The 21,571-nt window shown below is 65.2% G+C and carries 18 protein-coding genes; 5 read left to right on the forward strand and 13 right to left on the reverse strand.

What is annotated here, in order from left to right:
* Nucleotides 1–76: 76 nt before the first annotated feature.
* Complete coding sequence (locus N5D48_RS20495; RefSeq protein ID WP_279887579.1) at nucleotides 77–718, reverse strand: TetR/AcrR family transcriptional regulator; 642 nt, start codon at nucleotides 716–718, stop codon at nucleotides 77–79.
* Between the two features lie 171 nt (nucleotides 719–889).
* Here N5D48_RS20495 and N5D48_RS20500 point away from each other — a divergent pair, with 171 nt between their 5' ends.
* Both N5D48_RS20500 and N5D48_RS20505 read left to right on the forward strand, forming a co-directional pair.
* Entirely contained in the window at nucleotides 890–1,987 is a 1,098-nt protein-coding gene (locus tag N5D48_RS20500) for an efflux RND transporter periplasmic adaptor subunit (protein WP_279887580.1), read from the forward strand.
* Nucleotides 1,988–1,993: 6 nt separating this feature from the next.
* Entirely contained in the window at nucleotides 1,994–5,050 is a 3,057-nt protein-coding gene (locus N5D48_RS20505; protein ID WP_279887581.1) for an efflux RND transporter permease subunit, read from the forward strand.
* Nucleotides 5,051–5,180: 130 nt separating this feature from the next.
* Here N5D48_RS20505 and N5D48_RS20510 read toward each other — a convergent pair whose 3' ends face one another.
* The 3 genes from N5D48_RS20510 to plsB form a co-directional block, all read right to left on the reverse strand.
* The gene (locus N5D48_RS20510; protein ID WP_279887582.1) at nucleotides 5,181–5,870 is read right to left on the reverse strand and encodes a DUF4197 domain-containing protein; all 690 of its coding nucleotides are present in this window, start codon (nucleotides 5,868–5,870) and stop codon (nucleotides 5,181–5,183) included.
* A 33-nt stretch (nucleotides 5,871–5,903) separates the two neighbouring features.
* On the reverse strand, nucleotides 5,904–6,302 hold the full coding sequence (locus tag N5D48_RS20515) for a YbaY family lipoprotein (RefSeq protein ID WP_279887584.1): 399 nt from the start codon (nucleotides 6,300–6,302) through the stop codon (nucleotides 5,904–5,906).
* A 170-nt stretch (nucleotides 6,303–6,472) separates the two neighbouring features.
* Nucleotides 6,473–8,962, reverse strand: coding sequence for a glycerol-3-phosphate 1-O-acyltransferase PlsB (plsB, locus tag N5D48_RS20520; RefSeq protein ID WP_279887585.1), 2,490 nt, complete (start codon nucleotides 8,960–8,962; stop codon nucleotides 6,473–6,475).
* Between the two features lie 228 nt (nucleotides 8,963–9,190).
* Here plsB and N5D48_RS20525 point away from each other — a divergent pair, with 228 nt between their 5' ends.
* Nucleotides 9,191–9,400, forward strand: coding sequence for a cold-shock protein (locus N5D48_RS20525; RefSeq protein ID WP_011535295.1), 210 nt, complete (start codon nucleotides 9,191–9,193; stop codon nucleotides 9,398–9,400).
* Nucleotides 9,401–9,484: 84 nt separating this feature from the next.
* Here N5D48_RS20525 and N5D48_RS20530 read toward each other — a convergent pair whose 3' ends face one another.
* The 4 genes from N5D48_RS20530 to N5D48_RS20545 all read right to left on the reverse strand — a co-directional run bounded on the left by N5D48_RS20530 (nucleotide 9,485) and on the right by N5D48_RS20545 (nucleotide 14,630).
* Entirely contained in the window at nucleotides 9,485–9,862 is a 378-nt protein-coding gene (locus N5D48_RS20530) for a hypothetical protein (RefSeq protein WP_279887587.1), read from the reverse strand.
* 16 nt (nucleotides 9,863–9,878) lie between these two features.
* Entirely contained in the window at nucleotides 9,879–10,691 is an 813-nt protein-coding gene (locus N5D48_RS20535; RefSeq protein ID WP_279887589.1) for a putative RNA methyltransferase, read from the reverse strand.
* Nucleotides 10,691–11,842, reverse strand: coding sequence for a succinyl-diaminopimelate desuccinylase (dapE, locus tag N5D48_RS20540; RefSeq protein ID WP_279887591.1), 1,152 nt, complete (start codon nucleotides 11,840–11,842; stop codon nucleotides 10,691–10,693). Before dapE ends, N5D48_RS20535 begins: the two co-directional genes overlap by 1 nt.
* A 196-nt stretch (nucleotides 11,843–12,038) precedes the next feature.
* On the reverse strand, nucleotides 12,039–14,630 hold the full coding sequence (locus N5D48_RS20545) for a glycosyltransferase (protein ID WP_279887592.1): 2,592 nt from the start codon (nucleotides 14,628–14,630) through the stop codon (nucleotides 12,039–12,041).
* A 240-nt stretch (nucleotides 14,631–14,870) separates the two neighbouring features.
* Between N5D48_RS20545 and tcdA the strand changes: the two genes are divergently transcribed.
* Nucleotides 14,871–15,680, forward strand: coding sequence for a tRNA cyclic N6-threonylcarbamoyladenosine(37) synthase TcdA (gene tcdA / locus N5D48_RS20550; protein ID WP_279887594.1), 810 nt, complete (start codon nucleotides 14,871–14,873; stop codon nucleotides 15,678–15,680).
* A gap of 72 nt (nucleotides 15,681–15,752) precedes the next feature.
* Here tcdA and N5D48_RS20555 read toward each other — a convergent pair whose 3' ends face one another.
* From N5D48_RS20555 to N5D48_RS20570, 4 genes are all read right to left on the reverse strand, one after another.
* On the reverse strand, nucleotides 15,753–16,163 hold the full coding sequence (locus tag N5D48_RS20555) for a SufE family protein (RefSeq protein WP_279887596.1): 411 nt from the start codon (nucleotides 16,161–16,163) through the stop codon (nucleotides 15,753–15,755).
* The gene (locus tag N5D48_RS20560; RefSeq protein ID WP_279887598.1) at nucleotides 16,160–17,365 is read right to left on the reverse strand and encodes a cysteine desulfurase; all 1,206 of its coding nucleotides are present in this window, start codon (nucleotides 17,363–17,365) and stop codon (nucleotides 16,160–16,162) included. The genes N5D48_RS20555 and N5D48_RS20560 overlap by 4 nt, the downstream gene beginning before the upstream one ends.
* A gap of 80 nt (nucleotides 17,366–17,445) precedes the next feature.
* Nucleotides 17,446–18,480 carry a 2,3,4,5-tetrahydropyridine-2,6-dicarboxylate N-succinyltransferase gene (dapD, locus tag N5D48_RS20565; protein WP_279887599.1) on the reverse strand — a complete coding sequence of 345 codons (1,035 nt, stop codon included), beginning with the start codon at nucleotides 18,478–18,480 and terminating at the stop codon, nucleotides 17,446–17,448.
* A gap of 42 nt (nucleotides 18,481–18,522) precedes the next feature.
* On the reverse strand, nucleotides 18,523–18,870 hold the full coding sequence (locus N5D48_RS20570) for an ArsC family reductase (protein WP_279887600.1): 348 nt from the start codon (nucleotides 18,868–18,870) through the stop codon (nucleotides 18,523–18,525).
* 279 nt (nucleotides 18,871–19,149) lie between these two features.
* Between N5D48_RS20570 and N5D48_RS20575 the strand changes: the two genes are divergently transcribed.
* Nucleotides 19,150–20,796 (forward strand): Na+/H+ antiporter, encoded by a 1,647-nt coding sequence (locus tag N5D48_RS20575; RefSeq protein WP_279887601.1) that lies wholly within the window; start codon nucleotides 19,150–19,152, stop codon nucleotides 20,794–20,796.
* On the opposite strand, the gene N5D48_RS20580 is transcribed toward N5D48_RS20575, so the two are convergent.
* On the reverse strand, nucleotides 20,789–21,571 hold a 783-nt coding region (locus N5D48_RS20580; RefSeq protein ID WP_279887602.1), incomplete at its 5' end, for a M12 family metallopeptidase. The two genes, N5D48_RS20575 and N5D48_RS20580, sit on opposite strands and share 8 nt — an antisense overlap.

Here is a 21,571-nt window from a genome sequence, read left to right on the forward strand (position 1 = left end):
CATCAAAACCCACACTCTCGAAGCCGAAGCCGAAGCCGAAGCCGAAGCCGAAGCCGAAGCCGAAGCCGAATCCAAACTACCCACGAAAAGCCCGAACAAACACCCCCACAGCCTCCCGCACATGCTCCTCGGCCTCAGCCCCACTCAGCGCCTGCGCGCACCCCAGCAGCAACCGATAATCCGGCGCCCCCTTGACCAGGCAGAAAAAATGCTCCGCCGCCCGCAGTGGGTTGTCGATACGCAGCAACCCTCGCTGGTCGACGCCACGCAGCAATGCCTCCATGCCAGCCAGCACCCGCTTGGGCCCGGCCTCGTAGAAGTACTGCCCGAACCCCGGATCCTGGCTTCCCAGCGCGATGATCAGCCGACTCAGCTTGACCGCTTCGTCACTGCTGATCAGCGCCTGGAATCCCCGCGCAATGTTTAGCAACACATCTTCGACCAGCGCTCCCTCGGGGTACTCGAACATCAAGTCCGGCAGCTGGTTCTGGCAGGTAGCCATGACCGCCTCGCCGAACAGCGTCTGCTTGTCGGTGAAATGGCTATAGACCGTGAGCTTTGAAACACCTGCCGCCGCAGCGACCGCATCCATGCTGGTGTTGGCGTAGCCAAGGCTGAGAAACAGGTCCTTGGCGGCTTCGAGGATCGCCTCGCGCTTGGCCAGGTCCTTGGGCCGGCCTGGGCCGATGGGTGCGTCGTTGGACATGAGAGACCGCATTCTGTGTGAAAGGGACACATCTTACCGGGTCGCGAGGACGTCGGCTGTAGCGTACGTCGCAACGCAAATATGGGCTTTCTCTGAAACGTCCGCTTCCCCGGCCCGGTTCGCTGACTTAATATACTCGCCAGTATAAATATTCGATGCGCCCTCTGCCAAAGGTCTTCCATCATGTTGCGTCGTGCGTTGTCCCTCGCCTTGCCTGCCGCCATCGTGCTGCTCACCGCCTGCGGCCAGGAGGCCGCGCCTCCGACGGCGTTGCGCCCTGCGCTGGTGATCCAGCCCCAGCCCGCCGGGGCGTCCACCGACAGCTATCCCGGCGAGGTGCGCGCGCGCTTCGAGCCGGAACTGGCTTTCCGCATCGGTGGCAAGGTCAGCAAGCGCCTGGTGGAGGAGGGGCAGCGAGTCAAGGCTGAGCAGCCACTGGCCGAGCTCGACCCACAGGACGTGCGCCTGCAACTGGAGGCCAACCGTGCCCAACTGGCCGCCGCCGAAGCCAACCTGGCGCTGGTGCGTGCCGAGCGTGAGCGCTACCAGAAGCTGCTGGACCGGCAGATGGTCAGCCACTCCCAGTTCGACAATGCCGAAAATCTCTACCGCGCCGGCCTGGCCCGGCTGAAGCAGGCCAAGGCCGAATACGAAGTGGCCGGCAACCAGGCCGAATATGCCGTGCTGCGCGCACCTCAGGCCGGCGTGATCGCCAAGCGCCAGGTCGAAGTGGGGCAGGTGGTGGCGGCTGGCCAGACCGTGTTCATCCTGGCCGCCGACGGCGAGCGCGAGGTCGCCATTGGCCTGCCGGAACAGCAGTTCGCCCGCTTCGCGGTCGGGCAGACGGTCAGTGTCGAGCTGTGGTCGCATCCTGACGAGCGTTTCGAAGGCCGGATTCGCGAGCTATCGCCAGCGGCCGATCCGCGCTCGCGCACCTTCGCCGCGCGGATTGCCTTTACCTCCACGCGCAACCCCGCCGAACTGGGGCAGAGTGCGCGGGTGTTCATCGCCCACGGCGAACGCGCGCCGCTGGCGGTGCCGCTGTCGGCGGTCACCGCCGAGGCCGGCCAGGCGTATGTCTGGAGGGTCGGCAAGGACAACCGCCTCGAGCGGGTGATGGTGCGCCTCGGCGCCTACGGAGCCGACAGCGTGCCGGTGCTCGAAGGGCTGCACGCCAGCGACTGGGTGGTGGCCGCAGGCGGCCATGTGCTGCGCGAGGGACAACAGGTGCGGCCCGTGGACCGCAGCAACCGTGAAGTGAACCTGGCGGTCAAGGAGTAAGTCCCGATGGGTTTCAACCTTTCCGCATGGGCGCTGCGCAACCGCCAGATCGTGCTGTTCCTGATGATCCTGCTGGCGGCGATCGGCGCCATGTCGTACACCAAGCTTGGCCAGAGCGAGGATCCGCCCTTTACCTTCAAGGCCATGGTCATTCGCACCCTGTGGCCTGGGGCGACCGCCGAGGAGGTGTCGCGCCAGGTCACCGAGCGCATCGAAAAGAAGCTCATGGAGACTGGCGAGTACGAGAAGATCGTCTCGTTCTCCCGGCCGGGCGAGTCCCAGGTCACCTTCATGGCCCGCGACTCCCTGCATTCCAAGGACATTCCCGAGCTGTGGTACCAGATCCGCAAGAAGGTCGCGGACATCAAGCACACCCTGCCGCCCGAGGCGCAGGGGCCATTCTTCAACGATGAATTCGGCACCACCTTCGGCAACATCTATGCGTTGACCGGATCCGGCTTCGACTACGCGGTGCTCAAGGACTATGCCGACCGCATCCAGATCCAGCTGCAACGGGTCAAGGACGTGGGCAAGGTCGAGCTCATCGGGCTGCAGGACGAGAAAGTCTGGATCGAACTGTCCAACGTCAAGCTGGCCACCCTGGGCGTGCCGCTGGCAGCCGTGCAGCAAGCCTTGCGCGAGCAGAACGCAGTGAGTACCGCCGGTTTCTTCGAAACCCCCAGCGAGCGCCTGCAGTTGCGCGTCAGCGGGCGCTTCGACAGCGTCGAGCAGATCCGCCAGTTCCCCATCCGCGTGGGTGATCGCACGTTCCGCATCGGCGACGTCGCCGACGTTCATCGCGGCTTCAACGATCCGCCCGCGCCGCGCATGCGGTTCATGGGCGAGGACGCCATCGGGCTGGCCGTGTCGATGAAGGACGGCGGCGACATCCTGGTGCTGGGCAAGGCCCTGGAGGGCGAGTTCGCGCGCCTGGCCCAAGGGCTGCCGGCGGGCATGGAGCTGCGCAAGGTCTCCGACCAGCCGGCGGCGGTGAAGGCCGGCGTGGGCGAATTCGTGCAAGTGCTGGTCGAGGCGCTGGTCATCGTCCTGCTGGTGAGTTTCTTCTCCCTCGGCCTGCGTACCGGGCTGGTGGTGGCGTTGGCGATCCCGCTGGTGCTGGCCATGACCTTCGCCGCCATGCACTACTTCGGCATCGGCCTGCACAAGATCTCGCTGGGCGCGCTGGTGCTGGCACTGGGGCTGCTGGTGGACGACGCGATCATCGCGGTGGAGATGATGGCGATCAAGATGGAGCAGGGCTACGACCGGCTCAAGGCCGCCAGCTATGCCTGGTCGAGCACGGCCTTCCCAATGCTCACCGGCACCCTGATCACCGCAGCGGGCTTCCTGCCGATCGCCACGGCAGCGTCGAGCACCGGCGAGTACACCCGTTCGATCTTCCAGGTGGTGACCATTGCCCTGCTGACCTCGTGGGTGGCCGCCGTGGTGTTCGTGCCCTACCTGGGCGAGCGCCTGCTGCCGGACCTGGCCAAGCTGCATGCGGCGCGCGGGCATGCCCCCGACCCCTATGCCACCCCCTTCTACCAGCGCGTGAGGCGCGTGGTGGAGTGGTGCGTGCGGCGGCGCAAGACGGTGATCCTGCTGACCATCGCCGCGTTCATCGGCAGTATCGTGCTGTTCCGGTTCGTGCCACAGCAGTTCTTCCCGGCTTCCGGGCGTCCGGAGCTGATGGTCGACCTCAAGCTCGCCGAAGGCGCCTCGCTGAACAACACCGCCGAGCGCGTCGAGCGTCTGGAGGCACTGCTCAAGCAGCAGGAAGGCATCGACAACTATGTCGCCTATATCGGCACCGGTTCGCCGCGTTTCTACCTGCCACTGGACCAGCAACTGCCGGCGGCGAGCTTTGCCCAGTTCGTGGTGCTGGCCAAGTCGCTGGAAGACCGTGAGCGTCTGCGCAGTTGGCTGATCGCGACGCTGGACGAGCAGTTCCCGGACCTGCGCGCGCGGGTCACGCGCCTGGAGAACGGACCGCCCGTGGGCTATCCGGTGCAGTTCCGCGTTACCGGCGAACATATCGAGAAGGTCCGCGCCCTGGCCCGCGAGGTGGCGGCGAAGGTGCGCGAGAACCCGCACGTGGTCAACGTCCACCTCGATTGGGAGGAGCCGAGCAAGGCGGTGTACCTGGACATCGATCAGGATCGCGCGCGGGCTCTTGGGGTGAGCACCGCGCAGCTGTCCAGCTTCCTGCAGAGCTCGCTGACCGGCAGCAGTGTCAGCCAGTACCGCGAGGACAACGAGCTGATCGAGATCCTCCTGCGCGGTACCGCCGAGGAGCGCCGCGAGCTGGGCAACCTGGGCAGCCTCGCGCTACCTACCGACAACGGCCAGAGCGTGGCCTTGTCGCAGGTGGCGACCCTGGAGTATGGCTTCGAGGAAGGCATCATCTGGCACCGCAACCGCCTGCCGACCGTCACTGTGCGCGCAGACATCTACGACAAGGAACAGCCCGCGACCCTGGTCAAGCAGATCCTGCCGACCCTGCAGCAGGTCAGGGAGCAGCTGCCGGATGGCTATCTGCTGGAAGTGGGGGGCACGGTCGAGGATTCCGAGCGTGGCCAGCGCTCGGTGAATGCCGGCATGCCGCTGTTCATCGTGGTGGTGCTGAGCCTGCTGATGATCCAGCTGCGCAGCTTCTCGCGCATGTTCATGGTGTTCCTCACCGCGCCCCTCGGCCTGATCGGCGTGACCTTGTTCCTGCTGGTGTTCCGCCAGCCGTTCGGTTTCGTCGCCATGCTCGGGACGATTGCCCTGGCGGGCATGATCATGCGCAACTCGGTGATCCTGGTGGACCAGATCGAGCAGGATATCGCGGCGGGGCTGGATCGCTGGCAGGCGATCATCGAGGCGACGGTGCGACGTTTCCGGCCTATCGTGCTGACCGCGCTGGCGGCGGTGCTGGCGATGATCCCGTTGTCCAGGAGCGTGTTCTACGGGCCGATGGCGGTGGCGATCATGGGTGGCTTGATCGTCGCCACGGTGCTGACCTTGCTGTTCCTGCCGGCGTTGTATGCGGCGTGGTTCAGGGTCAAGAAAAGCGACTAGCTATAAGCCGCAAGCCGCAAGAAGAGCGGGGCTACACTGGCCCCGCTTTTTCTTGTGGCTTGCCGCTTGCAGCTTGCAGCTTGCCGCTTGCCGCTTGCCGCTTGCCGCTTGCAGCTTGCCGCTGTGCGCTTCAAAGCGCGCCAAACACCTTCTTGGCCAGGCTGGTCGCGGCACCGGCCGGGTTCTGGCGAATGCTCTCTTCCTGCTTGGCGATCATCTCGAACAGCCCGTCCAGGGCTTTTTCGGTCACATAGTTCTCGATGTTCGCGCTCTTGGCGTCGAGCACGCCCAGGCCTGCGGCCTGCCCGGCGAAGTTGTTGTACTGCTGGGCCAGGCCGACCTTGTCGGTGGCCTGCTTGACGATCGGCAGGAACTTGGCGCGGATCTGCTCGCGGCTGCTCTTGTTCAGGTACTGGGTGGCCGAGTCCTGGCCGCCGCTGAGGATGCCCTTGGCATCGGTCACGGTCATCTTCTTCACTGCGTCCACCAGGATCGCCTGGGCTTGCGGCACCGCAGCCTCGGCGGCTTTGTTCATGCTGGTTTCCAGGGCTTCGACCTGTTCACCCTTGCCGAACATCTTCATGGCCTTGGCGGCTTTGCCGAGGTTGCCCGGCAGCTCGATGCGCACGTCGGGGTTGTTGCTGAAGCCGCCGGGGGCGCTCAGTTGCTTGACCGCGATCTGCGCGCCTTGGGTGAGGGCGTCCTTCAGGCCGCCGGAGGCGTCGCTCTGGGACAGGTCGCCGAGCGACAGGGCCAGGGCGTTGGCCGACAGCAGCAGGCCGGCGCAAAGGGTGGTGAAGCGCAGGGAGGTACGGATCATGGGGATTTCCTTATGGGCAGAATGTAACGGGGCTCAGCGGACCGGGTCGACCTTGATCCGCACCGGCTGCGCATCGCTGCCATCGAGCTTGACGCCATGGTGCTCGGTGTTGATGAACAGCAGCTTGCCGTCCAGTTCGATGCGTGCGCTCACCGCGTAGCGGTGACCGGGTTTGATCTGGGCCGGGTCGTAGCTGAGGTGGAACGGCAGCGGCACGTTGCCTTTGACCGGGCCGGCCTGGCTGGCCAGGGTCACGGCGGGGGCATCCATCAGCGACACGTCCTGCAGGCTCACACTGAGGGTGGCGGCTGGCGGCAGGGCGATGCGCTGCAGGTAGAAGACTTCGCCATCCAGGCTGGCCTGGTTCGATGGGGTGTTGCTGGAACAGGCCGCGAGCAGGGATGCGCAACACAGCATGAAGAGCTTTTTCATGGAATCTCCGGTGTACGTTGGGCTGGCTTGTGGCCAACCCCGGGGACTTTAGCGGATTTTCGCCCGGCGTGCGGCCCATCGCACCCACAGGGCGAGTGACACTCGGATCCTGTGGATGCGGGCTTGACCGCGAGGGGCTGCGCGGCAGTCCTTGTCAGCGCAAGGCATTGTTACGCGGTCGCCAAAGGCTCCGGCGTTTCATCGCGGTGCAACGCCACTTGGCGGATCGACAGGCGCAACTCCGCCGACAGCACGCGCTTGGCCACGCCCTCGGCCAGCTCGGCGAGCTTGTCGTGATAGCCCAGCTTGCCGTTGCCATCGGGCTGCAGCACGTCTTCGCGCACCAGGGTCTGGATGAAGTGGCGGAACAGCGTCTTGTCGAAGAACTCCGGAGCGTTCAGCCCATGCAGGATCGACAGGCGCTGGGCCATCATCACGCACAGTTCCTCCAGCTCTTCGGCGCTCAAGGTGTGCTGGCCGCTGTTGAGCAGCAGCGAGGTGGCCATGTAGAAGCGCTGCAGGGTCTGCGTGATGGTGCGGGCCAGCAGTGTCAGCAGGACGAACTGCCGCGAGCTGGGCGCCGGGCGCATATAGGTGTCCTGTTCCTTGCGCAGCAGCCCCTGCTCGACCAGTGCCTCCAGCCATTGGTCGATCACCTCGTCCAGCTGTTCGGGCGTCCAGCGCAGGAACAGCTCGGCCTGCAGGTACGGATACAGCGCCCGTACATACTGGCCCAGCAGTTCGCGGCTCATGCGCGAGCTGCTGAGGAAGAAGCTGGCCAGCAGCCCGGGCAGGGCGAAGATGTGCAGCACGTTGTTGCGGTAATAGGTCATCAGCACCGCGTTGGCTTCGTCCAGGTAGAGGATGCGGCCCAACGCGTCCTTCTGCTCGGCCAGCAGATCCATGCCCAGTACATGCTTGATCAGTGCCTGGCCATCGCCTTCGGGCAGCGTCGTGTGCGGCGAGTAGGGCACTTGGCGGAGCAAGGCCAGGTACAGATCGAGCACCCGGGTCAGCGCGCGTTCGTCCAAGGCCAGACGGCTGGTGGACAGCAGTGCCAGCGCCACCAGGTTGACCGGGTTGATGGCTGCCGCCTCGTTCAGATGGCGGGCGACGGTCTCGCCCAGGCGCGTTGTCGTGTCATTGAGCCAGGCCGGGCGGAACTGCGGCGCCAGGTCTTGCTCGCGCCAGCCGGGTTGCTGCTGATCGAGGAAGGCGTTGAGGCGGATCGGTTCGCCAAAGTTGACGTAGACCTGGCCGAAACGTTGCTTCAGCGCGCCGATGACCTTGAAGATGTCGAAGATCGACTCCTTCTTCTTGCTCGCACCACGCAGTTCGCCCAGGTAGGTGCGGCCTTCCAGCACCCGCTCGTAACCGATGTACACCGGCACGAACACGATTGGCGTGCGCGAGGAGCGCAGGAAACTGCGCAGGGTGATCGCCAGCATGCCGGTGCGCGGCTGCAGCATGCGCCCGGTGCGCGAACGCCCGCCTTCGACGAAGTACTCGACCGGGAAACCCTTGGTGAACAGGGTATGCAGGTACTCGTTGAAGACCGCGGTGTACAACGGGTTGCCCTTGAACGTGCGGCGCATGAAGAAGGCACCGCCGCGGCGCAGCAGGCCGCCGATCACCGGCATGTTGAGGTTGATGCCAGCGGCGATGTGTGGCGGCGTCAGACCATTGCGGAACAGCAGGTAGGACAGCAGCAGGTAATCGATATGGCTGCGGTGGCAGGGCACGTAGATCACTTCATGGCCTGGGGCGATGCCCTGGACCTGCTCGATATGGTTGACCTTGATGCCGTCGTAGATCTTGTTCCAGAACCAGCTGAGCACCACTTCGAGGAAGCGGATCGCGGTGTAGGTGTAGTCCGAGGCGATCTCGTTGCCGTAGTGCAGTGCCTTGGCCTCGGCCTTGGCGTATGGGATCTTCTCGCGCTCGGCCTCGTCGCTGATGGCCTGGCGTACCAGCGGGTCGTGCACCAGGCCCTTGACCAGGTTGCGCCGGTGCGAGATGTCCGGGCCGATCACGGCGGTCTTCAGGTTGCGAAAATGCACGCGCATGATGCGCTGGGCCATGCGCACGGTGCGTTCCTGGCCCTTGTTGTGCTCGACCAGCTCGCGCAGGTGAATGGGGGCGGAGAACTGAACGCGTGTCTTGCGCCCGAGGATCAGCACGCTCAGCAGGCGGCGCAGGCGTCCGGTAACCGCCCAGCTGTCGGCGAACAGCAGCTTCCAGGGGCTCGATTCACTGGCCGGCGTCTGGCCCCAGAACACGCTGACCGGAATGATCTGGGCGTCCTCTTCGGCATGCTGGCTGATCGCCGCGACCAGGCGTTCCAGCGTCGGCGGCGCGCCGCGCTTGTCGTGGCGACCGAGCCAGTCCGGGTCGGGCGTCAGGTAGAAGAAGGCCGCGGGTTCCTGCAGCGGGCCGACGACCACGGGCAACACCGGGCGTGGCAGCCCGGCCTTGGTGCATTCGTGGTCGATGACCGCCAGGTCGGTGAGCGACGGCGAGGACAGGGCATAGAACACCGGCCGGCTGCGGTCGAGCTTGAGCGTCAGCGAGGATTGATTGATGGTTTCGGAGCGCACCCACAGGTAGAGAACGCGACGCAGGGCGCCGAAGATAAGGCGGCGCAGGGGGGAACGGGTCATGGGGGTGGGGCCCTGGTGAAGTTTCGGTGTTTTGCAGGCGGGTAGTCTGCCGTATCTGCGTAAGTTCAGCAAAAATCGGCAAAAATTCCCCCTGTCATGAATTTTTTTTGTTCCCTGTCATATACTCGGCCTGCCGCTTGCAGGATATTTCGGCAAGCTGCGTTAGGCGCGGGCGGTGAGCCCGTGTCGGCAAGGCGATCTTCAAAATAAAAATCCGGAGTAGTTCAGATGTCGTCTCGTGAGACTGGGAATGTGAAGTGGTTCAACGATGCCAAGGGTTACGGCTTCATTCAGCGCGAAGGTGGTGCGGACGTGTTCGTCCACTATCGGGCTATCCGCGGTGAGGGGCATCGCACCCTGGTCGAGGGGCAACAGGTTGAATACGCCCTCGTGCAAGGCCAGAAAGGCCTGCAGGCCGAGGACGTCGTCGGTCTCTGACCGCTGCCTCAAGCGGTAAGCTTCAAGCTGCAAGCTGTCCGTGGAGCTTGCAGCCTGATGCGATCGAACTTGTAGCTTGTAGCTTCAGTTCGTACGCCAGGTGATTTCCTGCTCACCCTCGGCGCTGATGCGGATCCAGCGATCGGCATCCTCCTCCCCATCTTCCTCGGTCCAGCTCCCCGGCGCGCAACGCACTTCGACGTCGAGTGCGGCGAATGCCGCGCGGGCGCAGGCGATGTCGTCGGCCCACGGCGTCTGGTCGCTTTCCAGGTACAGACTGTTCCATTTCCCTACAGCTTTCGGTAACCAGGTGACCGGGATGTTACCGGCGGTGCATTTGAACGTCTGGCCTTTCTGCTTCCATTCGCTGCACGGGCCCAGGGCCTGGGTGAGCCAGGCGGCGATCTGCTTGTGATCGACGTCTTCGTCCTTGAGGTAGATCTCGATATCGGGTTGACGCATGGGGGCTCCAGTGTGCTCAGTCTTGGCGCACGAAATAGTCATAACGCATGGAAACCGTGACCTCGAACGGCTCGGGCTGCTCGATCACCCGTGCGCGTTTCTCGGCGCTGGCACGCCAGCCGTGCGGCGTCATCGCCAGCAGATCGGCGCGGGCCTTGGCGTCGGCCAGGCTCAGGCGAAATTCGAGGACCTCGCCGTGTGCGTGGGCCATGCCTTCGGGTACCAGGGCCAGGTGCTTGTCGTCGGCGTACGGGCGCACTTCATCGTAGAGCACCTCGCGCAGCTCCATCAGGTGGCCGCTGGTCGGGCCGACCCGCATCAGGCCGCCGCCTGGGGCGAGCAGGCGCTTGGCCTCCTGCCAGTCGAGCGGGCTGAACACGCTGGCGATGAAGTCGCAGCTGGCATCGGCCATGGGCACGCGGGCCATGCTGGCCACCATCCAGGTCACCTCGGGAGCGCGGCGGCAGGCACGCTTGACCGCCTCGCGGGAGATGTCCAGGGCGTAGCCGTCGGCCGCCGGCAGCGCCTGGGCAAGCTGCGCGGTGTAGTAGCCTTCGCCGCAGCCGATATCCAGCCAGGCCTGTGGCTGGCGCTCGACGGCGAGCTCGGCCAGGCGACGCGCCACGGGCGCGTAGTGGCCGGCGTCGAGGAAATCGCGACGGGCCTCGACCATGGCCTGGTTGTCGCCGGGGTCGCGGCTGTTCTTGTGCTGCACCGGCAGCAGGTTCAGGTAACCCTGGCGGGCGCGGTCGAAGCGGTGGCCGGCCGGGCAGGCCACGCCGTTGTCGAGGCGCGTCAGGGGCGCCTGGCAAAGAGGGCAGGCAAGCATCAGGCGAGCAACCGCACCAGGGTCTGGTAGTAGATCTCGGTCAGCAGGTCGAGGTCGCTGGCCAGGATGCGCTCGTCCACCTGGTGGATGGTGGCGTTGACCGGGCCGAGTTCGACCACCTGGGTGCCCATGGTGGCGATGAAGCGGCCGTCGGAGGTGCCGCCGCTGGTGGATGGTCGCGTTTCGCGGCCGGTGACCGCCTTGATGCTCGAGGACACCGCGTCGAGCAGTTCGCCCGGCTCGGTGAGGAACGGCAGGCCCGACAGCGCCCAGTCGATCGACCATTGCAGCTGGTGCTTGTCGAGGATCGCGGCGACGCGCTGCTGCAGGTCTTTGACCGTCGACTCGGTGGAGAAGCGGAAGTTGAACAGCGCGACCAGATCGCCTGGCACTACGTTGGTGGCGCCGGTACCGGAGTTGAGGTTGGAGATCTGGAAGCTGGTCGGCGGGAAGAACGCATTGCCTTCGTCCCAGTGCTCGGCTGCCAATTCCGCCAGGGCCGGCGCGGCGAGGTGGATCGGGTTGCGGGCCAGGTGCGGGTAGGCCACGTGGCCTTGCTTGCCACGCACGGTCAACTTGGCGCCGAGCGAGCCACGACGGCCATTCTTGACCACGTCGCCGAGCAGCGTGGTGCTCGACGGCTCACCGACGATGCACCAGTCCAGGCGCTCGTTGCGTGCTTTCAAGCGCTCGACCACCGCCTTGGTGCCGTGGTGGGCCGGGCCCTCTTCGTCGCTGGTGATGAGGAAGGCGACCTTGCCACGGTGGTTCGGATGGTCCTGCACGAAGCGCTCGCAGGCCACCACCATCGATGCCAGGCTGCCCTTCATGTCGGCGGCGCCGCGGCCGCAGAGCATGCCGTCGGCATCGATCAGCGCCTCGAACGGCTCATGCTGCCACTGCTGCACGGGGCCGGTGGGGACCACGTCGGTGTGGCCGGCGAAGCACAGCACCGGACCGTCCTGGCTGCCGTGGGTGGCCCAGAAGTTATCGACGTCTTCGAAGCGCATCGGCTCGAGCTGGAAGCCGACGGCGCCCAGACGGTTCATCATCTGGGTCTGGCAGTCGGCGTCGAGCGGGGTGACCGAGGGGCGGCGGATCAGGTCGCAGGCCAGTTGCAGGGTGGGCGAAAGCTCGGCAGGGGCCGTCATTGAAGGACTCCGGGGCAAGGCAAGGCAGGAAATCTGAGGGGCGTTATCTTATATCAAACTGACAGGCCAATGGGGCCGCTGTGCGGCCCTTTCGCGACATAAGGCCGCTCCTACACAGGTACGCGATCCCCTGTAGGAGCGGCCTTGCCGAAGCGTCGGACCGGTCGGAAAGGGGCGCGCAGCGCCCCCGGCATTCTCAAGCCTGTTGCGTTTCGGCGGCCTTTTCAGCGGGCTTGGGCAACGACGACAGCAACGCCATCACCAGCGCCGCCAGGTACGGCAAGGACTGCACCAGCAGCATCGCCACCCAGAAACGCATGTCCGAACTCGGCAGCCCCTGCACCAGGTAGATCCCCAGCGCCGCGCCCCACAGCAGCAACATGATGAACAGCTCTTCGCGGGCTTCGGAAATCGCCACCAGCAGGCCATGGCTGTCGGCGTTCTTCGGTGTGCGGAAGAACGGCATGCTGCTGGTGAAGAACCCGTACAGCACCGCCTTGGCGATGGTGTGCGACAGCGCCAGCCCCGCCAACGCGGCGGCGAAGGCATCCTTCAGGTCGACCCCCACCGCGCGGCGATAGAGGAAGACGATCTTGCCGACCTTGAAGAAGAACAGCGCCAGCGGCGGAATGGCGAACATCATCAGTGGCGGGTCGACCCGGTGCGGCACGATGATCATCGCCGCCGACCACAGCAGTGCGCCGACAGTGAAGAAGATGTTCATGCCGTCGGCGATCCATGGCAGCCAACCGGCCAGGAAGTGGTAGCGCTGGCCACGGGTCAGCTCGCTGCCCTTGCCGCGCAGCAGGGCGCCGGCGTGGTGCTTGATGATCTGGATGGCGCCGTAGGCCCAGCGGAAGCGCTGTTTCTTGAAGTCGATGAAGGTGTCGGGCATCAGGCCCTTGCCGTAGCTGTTGTGGGCATAGGCCGCCGACAGGCCTTTCTCGAACACGCGCAGGCCCAGCTCGGCGTCTTCGCAGATGCACCACTCGGCCCAGCCCAGCTCCTCGAGCACGCTGCGCCTGGTCATGGTCATGGTGCCGTGCTGGATGATCGCGTCACGGTCGTTGCGGGTGACCATGCCGATATGGAAGAAGCCCTTGTACTCGCTGTAGCACAGCTTCTTGAAGGCGCTCTCGTGCTGGTCGCGATAGTCCTGCGGCGATTGCACCACGGCGATCTTCGGGTCGGCGAAGTGCGGCACCATGTGCTTGAGCCAGTTGCGGTCGACGCAGTAGTCCGAGTCGATCACCGCGATCACTTCGGCATCCTTGGCCGTATGCGGGATCAGATAGTTCAGCGCGCCGCCCTTGAAGCCGGCCAGGGGCGCCACATGGAAGAACCTGAAGCGCTCGCCGAGCTTCTCGCAGTGGGCCTTGAGCGGCTCCCACACGGCGGGGTCCTTGGTGTTGTTGTCGATCACCAGCACCTCGAAATCCGGGTAGTCCAGCGCGGCGAGGGCGTCGAGGGTCTGCTTGACCATCTCCGGCGGCTCGTTGTAGCACGGCACATGCACCGAAACCTTGGGGCGATAGGCGCTGTCGCCCTGCACGGGCAGGAACTCCCTTCGTCGCTTGTGGATCCACACGGCCTCGGCCAGTTCATGGGCTTCGGTCAGCAGCACGATGAACACCCCGAGAGCGCCCAGCGCCAGCAGCACGCCCACCGTCAGGCTGAACCAGGTGCTGTACTGCTGGCTGTAGTCGTAGGCGATCCACACCAGCACCGACCCGCACAGGAAGGTGATGAAGGTGAGGAAGGTGCGCCCGCGCTGGCGCAGGGCCGAGCCGTCGATCAGCAGGATGGCCAGGGCGATCATCGCCAGCACCACCGAGGCCACGGCCAGGGCGCGCCATTGCGGGATCGCCACGATCGGTCCTTCGAAGTTGAATTTCTGTTGGCGCTCGGCGTTGTAAACGCCCCAGTAGGCGCCCACCGAGCCTTCGTCGCTGGCCTTCCACGGTTGGTCGTAGGCTTCGATGACGAAGTAGTTGTAGCCGCGACGGTTGAGGGTATTGACCAGGGTGCGCAGGTAGATCGCCTGGTCAGCCTGGGTGGCGTCGGCGCCGCCGCGCATGCGGCCGTTGCTCGGCCAGCCGACTTCCGAGAGCAGCAGGGGCTTGCGCGGGAACTGCTTGCGCAGCTCGCGGGCACGATCCAGGACGAACTGCACCGAGTCCTGCATCGGCACGAACTCCCAGTACGGCAGGATGTGCGCGGCGACCAGGTCGACGTGCCTGGCCAGTTCCGGGTGGTCTTTCCAGATATGCCACTGTTCGCTGGTGGTCACCGGCACCTTGACCGCGGCGCGAACCCGGTCGAGGTAGCCGATCAGTTGCTCGGGGGTGACTTCCTCGCGGAACAGGGCTTCGTTGCCGACCACCACGCGTACCACGCTGCGCGAGGTGTTGGCCAGGCCGATGGCCTTCTCGATTTCGCGCTCGTTGCGCTCCAGGTCGTTGCTGATCCAGATGCCCAGGGTGACGCGCAGGCCCAGTTCCTCGGCCAGGCGTGGTACCTCGGCCTGGGTGCCTTCGACGGTGTAGATGCGGATGTTGTCGGTCAGCTTGTTCAACTGCTCGAGGTCCTGGCGGATCTCGTCCTCGCTGGGGTACTGGCCCTTCTGCGGGCTCTGGCCCAGGCGGAAGGGCGAGTAGGAAAAGCCGGAGATCTGCTCTGGCCAGGCGGGCGCGGAGACCGGGCGGTTGATCAGCGCCCAGAACCCGGTGAACAGCGCGGCGATGGCCAGGACCACTACCAGGTTGAGACCGAATTTGCGTGATGACATAGGTGTGCGTGATTCCGAAGAGGGGAGCGGGGTGGGGCCGTCGGGGTGTGAGTCCTACACTACCGGGGGTGCCGTCCATTGGATTTACGGACGAAGATGAAGTTCTGCGTCCGCTCTTTGTCGTCCATATCCGAGTGTTCGATAGGACATTAAAGCAGGGTTGGTACGCCTGTTTCCAACGACAGCCCTTATTCACGCCGCTTGGCCTATAATGCGCGCCGGTTTTTTCGAGGTAGAGCCATGAGCACAGAAGATCCACGCTTTGCCGGCGTCGCCCGGCTGTACGGTGACGACGGCCTGCAGCGCCTGCGCCAGGCCCATGTGGCCATCGTCGGCATCGGCGGCGTCGGCTCGTGGGCAGCCGAGGCCATGGCCCGCAGCGGCGTGGGCGAGATCACTCTGTTCGACCTCGACGATGTCTGCGTGAGCAATACCAATCGCCAGGCCCACGCGCTGGAAGGGCAGGTCGGGCGACCCAAGGTCGAGGTGATGGCCGAGCGCCTGCGGGCGATCAACCCGGCCTGCACGGTGCATGCGGTGGCCGACTTCGTCACCCGCGACACCATGGCCGAGCACATCACCGAGCAGCTGGACTGTGTGATCGACTGCATCGACAGCGTGATGGCCAAGGCCGCGCTGATCGCCTGGTGCCGGCGACGCAAGATCGCCGTCGTCACCACCGGAGGCGCGGGCGGGCAGATCGACCCGACCCAGATCCAGATCGGCGACCTGAACAAGACCTTCAACGATCCGCTGGCCTCGCGGGTGCGTTCGACCTTGCGTCGGGATTACAACTTCTCGCGCAATACCAGCCGCAACTACGGCGTGCCGTGCGTGTTCTCCAGCGAGCAGCTGCGCTACCCCAAGGGGGATGGCAGCGTGTGTCTGCAGAAGAGCTTTGTCGGTGAAGGCGTGCGGCTGGACTGTGCCGGTGGATTCGGCGCGGTGATGATGGTGACCGCGACCTTTGGCATGGTCGCGGCGAGCAAGGCCGTGGAGAAACTGGTGGCCGGGGCCAGGCGTCCGTCTGAGCGGGTCAGGCCTGAATGATCGAGTAGATCGCTATGGCCTGCTTCGCGGGCCTGTGGGAGCGGGTTTACCCGCGAAGCAGGCAGCGCCGATTTATCGATTGGAGGCGAGCTCAGCCATCCGCTGTAGCACGGCATGCAAGCCATTGCTGCGCGATGGCGACAACTGGCGCTCCAACCCAAGGCGGCCGAACCAGTCGCCCAGGTCCACCACCGCCAGCTCGTCGCGGTCCAGCCCCTGGACCCTGACCAGCAGTAGCGCCAGCAACCCGCGCAACAATCGCGCATCACTGGTTGCCTTGAACAGCCATTGGCCGTTCTCCTGGGTGGCGACAAGCCACACCAGGCTTTCACAGCCATGCACGCGGTTGGCATCGGTTTTTTCGCTGTCGTCCAGCGACACCAACCGATCGCCCCATTGCATCAGCAGGCGAGCACGCTGCTCCCAGCCACGGGCCTGTTCGAAACTCTCCAGCGCCTGGCTGGCTTCGCTCGACAGGCTCATCGCAGCAGCTCCAGGCCCTGATCGAGGGCCTCGAAGAAGCGCTGCAGGTCGTCACTGTCGCTGTACAACCCCAGCGACACGCGGATCGCGCCATCGAGTCCCAGCCCTTTGAGCAGAGGCATGGCGCAGTGATGCCCAGCGCGCACGGCGACACCCTGCTCGGTCAGCAAATGGGCGATATCGGCGTTGTGTATACCTTCGACGACGAAACTGGCCAGTGCCGCCTGGGGCGAGCCGAGCACGCGAATGCCCTCGCGATCCAGCAATCCTCGCAGCAGATGCCGATGCAGGCTTGCCTCATGGTTGGCCACGGCATTGGCATCCAGGCTGGCCAGGTAGTCCAGGGTAGCGCCTAGGCCGATGACCCCGGCGATCGGCGGCGTGCCGGCCTCGAAGCCCAACGGTGCCGGGCGGAAGCTGGCGTCCTGGTAGTCCGCCAACTGCACCATCTCGCCGCCATACTGCCAGTGGCGCAACAGTGCCAGCGCCTGCTGACGGCCATACAGCACGCCCACGCCGTCCGGGCCGTAGAGCTTGTGGCTGGAGAACACATAGAAGTCGCAGTCCAGTTGCCGCACATCGTGACGACCGTGGACTACGCCTTGGGCGCCATCGACCACGCTCAGCGCGCCCTGGGCGCGGGCGTGGGCCAGCAACGGCGCCAGCGGTTGCCAGGTCCCCAGCACGTTGGACAGCTGGCTGATCGCCAGCAAGCGGGTGCGCGGGCCGATCAGTTGCAGGGCCTGTTCCAGGTCGACATGCCCCTGGTCGTTCACCGGCAGGATCACCAGGCGCAGCTGACGTCGGTGCGCCAGCTGTTGCCAGGGCAGCAGATTGGCGTGGTGCTCCAGGGCGCTGACGGCGATTTCGTCGCCGGGCTCGAAGCGGTGTTCCAGGCCATAGGCCAGCAGGTTCAGTGCCGAGGTGGCCCCGTGGGTAAAGACGATCTGCCGTGCATGCTCGGCGTTGAGCCAGGCGGCGACCTTGTCACGGCTGCTTTCGAAGGCCTGGGTGGCCAGGGCTCCCGGCAGGTGTTGGGCACGGTGCACGTTGGCTGCGCCATGGCCATAGTAGTGGCTCAGGGCATCGAGCAGGGCCTGGGGCTTCTGGGTGGTGGCGGCGCTGTCCAGGTAGGTCTGGCGCTGCCGTTGCAGGGCGGCGATGGCGGGGAAATCGGCACGCCAGGGGGAGGGTTGGAACATGTTCGCGGGGCCTGGAATGAAAAATCGGGTCTGCCCGTAAGAGCAGACCCGATCTTATCACTTCGAACCTGAGTAGGTTCTCAGTTGTGCGCGTGCAGCGCCTCGTTCAGCTCGATGGCCGACTTGTGGGTCTTGCACTCCACGGCGCCATTGAGCGAGTTGCGACGGAACAGCAGGTCGGTCTGGCCGGCCAGGTCGCGGGCCTTGACCACTTTGACCAGCTGGTTGTTCTCGTCCAGCAGGTTCACCTTGGTACCCGCGGTGATGTACAGGCCGGCTTCGACGGTGTTGCGGTCGCCCAGCGGGATGCCGATGCCGGCGTTGGCGCCGATCAGGCAGCCTTCGCCGACCTTGATGACGATGTTGCCGCCACCGGACAGGGTGCCCATGGTCGAGCAGCCGCCGCCCAGGTCCGAGCCCTTGCCGACGAACACGCCGGCCGAGACACGGCCTTCGATCATCCCTGGGCCTTCGGTGCCGGCGTTAAAGTTGACGAAGCCTTCGTGCATGATGGTGGTGCCTTCGCCGATGTAGGCGCCCAGGCGCACACGGGCGGTGTCGGCGATGCGCACGCCGGCCGGGACCACGTAGTCGGTCATCTTCGGGAACTTGTCCACCGAGAACACTTCCAGCAGCTCGCCCTTCAGACGCGCTTCCAGTTGCCGCTCGGCCAGTTCGGCCAGATCGACGGCACCCTGGTTGGTCCAGGCGACATTGGGCAGCAGCGGGAAGATACCGGCCAGCGATACGCCGTGCGGCTTGACCAGGCGGTGCGACAGCAGATGCAGCTTGAGATAGGCCTCCGGGGTCGATGCCAAGGCACCGTCTTCGGCCAGCAGGGTGGCGACCAGCGGCTTGTGGCTCTCGGCCAGGCGAGTCAGCAGGGCGGCCTGGGCAGCATCGACGCCCTTGAGGGCGTCGGCCAGTTGGGCGGCCTGGGCGGTAGTGAAGGCGATGGCCTGGTTGCCCCCTTCGTAGCCAAGGACTGGCGCGACGGCCGCGATCAGTTCGGCGGACGGCTTGAGCACCGGCAGCGCGTAGAAGACTTCCAGCCAGGCGCCCTGGCGGTTCTGGGTGCCGACACCGAAGGCCAGGCTGAACAGCGATTGAGACATGCGATTACCTCATGCGAAAAGGGGGTGGAGCGTAATGCGGGATCAGGCCAGCGCGGCGGCGTACGAGTCGGGCTTGAAACCGACCAGGGTACGATCACCAAGGTCGAGCACCGGGCGCTTGATCATCGACGGTTGGGCGAGCATCAGCTCGACGGCCTTGGCCTGGTCGAGGTCGGCCTTGCTGGCGTCGTCGAGCTTGCGGAAGGTGGTCCCGGCGCGATTGAGCACGACTTCCCAGCCGTGCTCATCGCACCAGCGGTTCAGGCTGTCACGGTCGATGCCTTGGGTCTTGTAGTCGTGGAACTCGAAACCGATGGCCTTTTCTTCAAGCCAGGTACGGGCCTTTTTCATGGTGTCGCAGGCTTTGATGCCGTAGAGAGTGTAAGCCATTGAATGCCTGGGGCTGCCGGGATCGACCAGGCATCCCCGATACTCCTTGAAGATTGGGTGGGGCCGATTATGCGGCATCGATGGGGCCGGCGCCACGGCTGCGGGCCGGAAGGCATGGGAGGATGTGTGTCACGGCGTCTCGCGTAGCATTGTGTTACATATTCCCGGGCAGGCTGCGACTATCGTGCAGCGGTCCAGGGTAGCCGGCGACCGCTAACATATTGTTTCAATAACGATGTTGCACCCCGCTGTTTGTCGAATCACTCAGGAAACTTGCCGATGCAGTCAGCCTATACCGTTCTTATCCTGCTGATGCTGGTGAGCGTGTCGAAATTGGTGGGGCGTGTGCTGCCGCTGCCGCTGCCACTGTTGCAGATTGCTGCCGGCGCCTTGCTCGCCTGGCCTACCTTGGGCTTGCATGTCGCACTGGATCCCGAACTGTTCCTGTTCCTGTTCCTGCCGCCCTTGCTGTTCGCCGATGGCTGGCGCATGCCCAAGCGCGAGCTGTGGCGCATCCGTGGCCCGGTGGTGGCGCTGGCGGTGGGGTTGGTCCTGTTCACCGTGGTTGGCGCCGGCTACTTCATCCACTGGCTGCTGCCGAGCATACCGCTGCCGGTGGCTTTCGCCCTGGCCGCGGTCCTGTCGCCCACCGACGCCGTGGCCGTGTCGGCCATCACCCAGGACCGTCTGCCCACTCCCCTGATGCACATGCTGCAGGGCGAGGCCTTGATGAACGATGCGTCGGGCCTGGTGACCTTCAAGTTCGCCTTGGCGGCGGCGATCACCGGCGCGTTCTCGCTGACCCAGGCCAGCCTGACCTTCGTGCTGGTCGCCCTCGGCGGCCTGGCGGTGGGGGTGGCGCTGAGCTGGTTGGTCGGACGCCTGCGCATGTGGATGATCACGCGCGGCTGGGATGATCCAGCGACTCATGTCGTGTTCATGCTGTTGCTGCCGTTTGCCGCCTACGTGCTGGCCGAGCGACTGGGGGTGTCGGGCATCCTCTCGGCGGTGGCGGCGGGCATGATGCAGAGCTGGCTCGACCTGCTGCCGCGCCAGACCAGCACGCGCCTGCTCAACCGCAGTGTCTGGTCGTTGCTGGAGTTCGCCTTCAATGGCCTGATTTTCCTCCTGCTGGGGTTGCAGCTGCCGGACATCATCAAGGCTGTGGTCAGCGATGAAATGACCGTCTGGCCGACACTGGCGTGGCGCTGCCTGGATGTGGTGGCGATCTTCGCTGCCCTGGTGTTGCTGCGCTTCGTCTGGGTGCAGAGCATCTGGCGGGCAATCGGAGCGGTGCGTCGCTGGCGTGGCAAGCCCGCGCTGGTGCTGATGCCGACCGCGCGTTCCTGCTGGTTGCTGACCCTGGGCGGCGTGCGTGGCGCGGTGACCCTGGCCGGCGTCATGTCGGTGCCCTTGCTGATCGGGGCGGGCAAGGCGTTTCCTGAGCGGGATCTGCTGATCTTCATTGCCGCGGGGGTGATCCTGTTGTCGCTGGTCAGCGCCTGCATCGCCCTGCCGATCCTGTTGCGTGGCGTGACCAAGAGCCCGGACGAGCGCTTGCGCCAGGAAGTGCAGGAGGCCTGGCGGCGTACCGCGGAGGCGGCGATCCATGCGCTGGAGGCCGAGGACGTGACCGACGCCGGCGCCCCCCAGGACGCCGCGCAGGCCACGCTGGCCACCGAGCTCAAGGCGCGCTTGATGGCCGAATACCGGGACGAGCTCGACAGTTACAACGACACCGCCGAGGCCCGGGCCCTGGCCGAACAGATGGACCTGCTGGAGCGACGGTTGCGCTTGCGCGCGCTGCGTGCCCAGCGTCTGGAGCTGTACGAGTTGCACCGCCAGCACCTGGTGGGCGACGAGGTGGTGCGCCAGGTGCTGGGGGAGCTGGACTTGAGCGAGGCCAACCTGGGCGCGGTCAAGTGAGGTCGGGCGAACCCTTGCCTGGGTAGATCATGCGCATGAACTGCTTGTCCTTGGCGCTCAATTCATGGTTCCGGCCCGAGGCGCAATCGCCAAGCGTGTGCGCCTGCCTGATGGGGTAGTGCATGATCGACCGACGATCGTAGCGCAGGGTGATGCGCGGCTCGTAGGTGATGGGGTCGTAGTTTTGCCTGATCAGCCGCTCCAGCGTCTTGTCGAACGCGTGCCACGCGCGCTCCTGATCGCTGAATCGAGCGGCGATGTGGCGACGCAGTGCCGCCCTGTCCCAGGGAATGTTCGCATCGGGGTGCTGATGCTCGTGGAACAGGCCAAGAGCATGCCCGAACTCGTGCAGCACCGTGCTGTGGAAGTCGGGGTCAGTGAGTTTTATCCCCAGGATCATGGTTTCGCCGTCCGCCAGCATCCGGTGCCTGCCGTAATCGCTCTGGTTGAGCGTTTTTTCGGCATCGGTGCGGATGACGATTTCGGCATCCAGCTGGTCGTTGTCGGTCAGTACGAAGGACAGGTTGGCATGGTCGAGCCACTGCGAGGCAATCGTGAAGATCTGCTGCTTGAGTGCCTCGTCCGGCGCGCCCAGGAACGAGAGGCGCAGTGTCTGCCCGGTAGTCCAGAAGGCTTCGGGCAGGCCGATCGAGCGTTTGTTGCGGCCATTGACGACATTGTGCAGCCTGCCCTGCAGTGCCAGGCGTAGGTGGTGCACGGTTCTTTCCAGCAAAGGATCGTTCATGTTGCCCATCTCCAGAGTCAAGGAGGGGCA

This window comes from Pseudomonas sp. GD03858, from assembly GCF_029840925.1.
Taxonomy (GTDB): domain Bacteria; phylum Pseudomonadota; class Gammaproteobacteria; order Pseudomonadales; family Pseudomonadaceae; genus Aquipseudomonas.

What these genes read in the sequence shown, in the direction of transcription:
- N5D48_RS20560 (WP_279887598.1), bottom strand. Translation starts at nt 17,365, where the DNA reads ATGTTCCAACCCTCCCCCTGGCGTGCCGATTTCCCCGCCATCGCCGCC.
- N5D48_RS20500 (WP_279887580.1), top strand. Translation starts at nt 890, where the DNA reads ATGTTGCGTCGTGCGTTGTCCCTCGCCTTGCCTGCCGCCATCGTGCTG.
- plsB (WP_279887585.1), bottom strand. Translation starts at nt 8,962, where the DNA reads ATGACCCGTTCCCCCCTGCGCCGCCTTATCTTCGGCGCCCTGCGTCGC.
- N5D48_RS20570 (WP_279887600.1), bottom strand. Translation starts at nt 18,870, where the DNA reads ATGGCTTACACTCTCTACGGCATCAAAGCCTGCGACACCATGAAAAAG.
- dapD (WP_279887599.1), bottom strand. Translation starts at nt 18,480, where the DNA reads ATGTCTCAATCGCTGTTCAGCCTGGCCTTCGGTGTCGGCACCCAGAAC.
- N5D48_RS20495 (WP_279887579.1), bottom strand. Translation starts at nt 718, where the DNA reads ATGCGGTCTCTCATGTCCAACGACGCACCCATCGGCCCAGGCCGGCCC.
- N5D48_RS20530 (WP_279887587.1), bottom strand. Translation starts at nt 9,862, where the DNA reads ATGCGTCAACCCGATATCGAGATCTACCTCAAGGACGAAGACGTCGAT.
- N5D48_RS20575 (WP_279887601.1), top strand. Translation starts at nt 19,150, where the DNA reads ATGCAGTCAGCCTATACCGTTCTTATCCTGCTGATGCTGGTGAGCGTG.
- N5D48_RS20555 (WP_279887596.1), bottom strand. Translation starts at nt 16,163, where the DNA reads ATGAGCCTGTCGAGCGAAGCCAGCCAGGCGCTGGAGAGTTTCGAACAG.
- N5D48_RS20525 (WP_011535295.1), top strand. Translation starts at nt 9,191, where the DNA reads ATGTCGTCTCGTGAGACTGGGAATGTGAAGTGGTTCAACGATGCCAAG.
- N5D48_RS20545 (WP_279887592.1), bottom strand. Translation starts at nt 14,630, where the DNA reads ATGTCATCACGCAAATTCGGTCTCAACCTGGTAGTGGTCCTGGCCATC.
- N5D48_RS20510 (WP_279887582.1), bottom strand. Translation starts at nt 5,870, where the DNA reads ATGATCCGTACCTCCCTGCGCTTCACCACCCTTTGCGCCGGCCTGCTG.
- N5D48_RS20515 (WP_279887584.1), bottom strand. Translation starts at nt 6,302, where the DNA reads ATGAAAAAGCTCTTCATGCTGTGTTGCGCATCCCTGCTCGCGGCCTGT.
- N5D48_RS20505 (WP_279887581.1), top strand. Translation starts at nt 1,994, where the DNA reads ATGGGTTTCAACCTTTCCGCATGGGCGCTGCGCAACCGCCAGATCGTG.
- tcdA (WP_279887594.1), top strand. Translation starts at nt 14,871, where the DNA reads ATGAGCACAGAAGATCCACGCTTTGCCGGCGTCGCCCGGCTGTACGGT.
- dapE (WP_279887591.1), bottom strand. Translation starts at nt 11,842, where the DNA reads ATGACGGCCCCTGCCGAGCTTTCGCCCACCCTGCAACTGGCCTGCGAC.
- N5D48_RS20535 (WP_279887589.1), bottom strand. Translation starts at nt 10,691, where the DNA reads ATGCTTGCCTGCCCTCTTTGCCAGGCGCCCCTGACGCGCCTCGACAAC.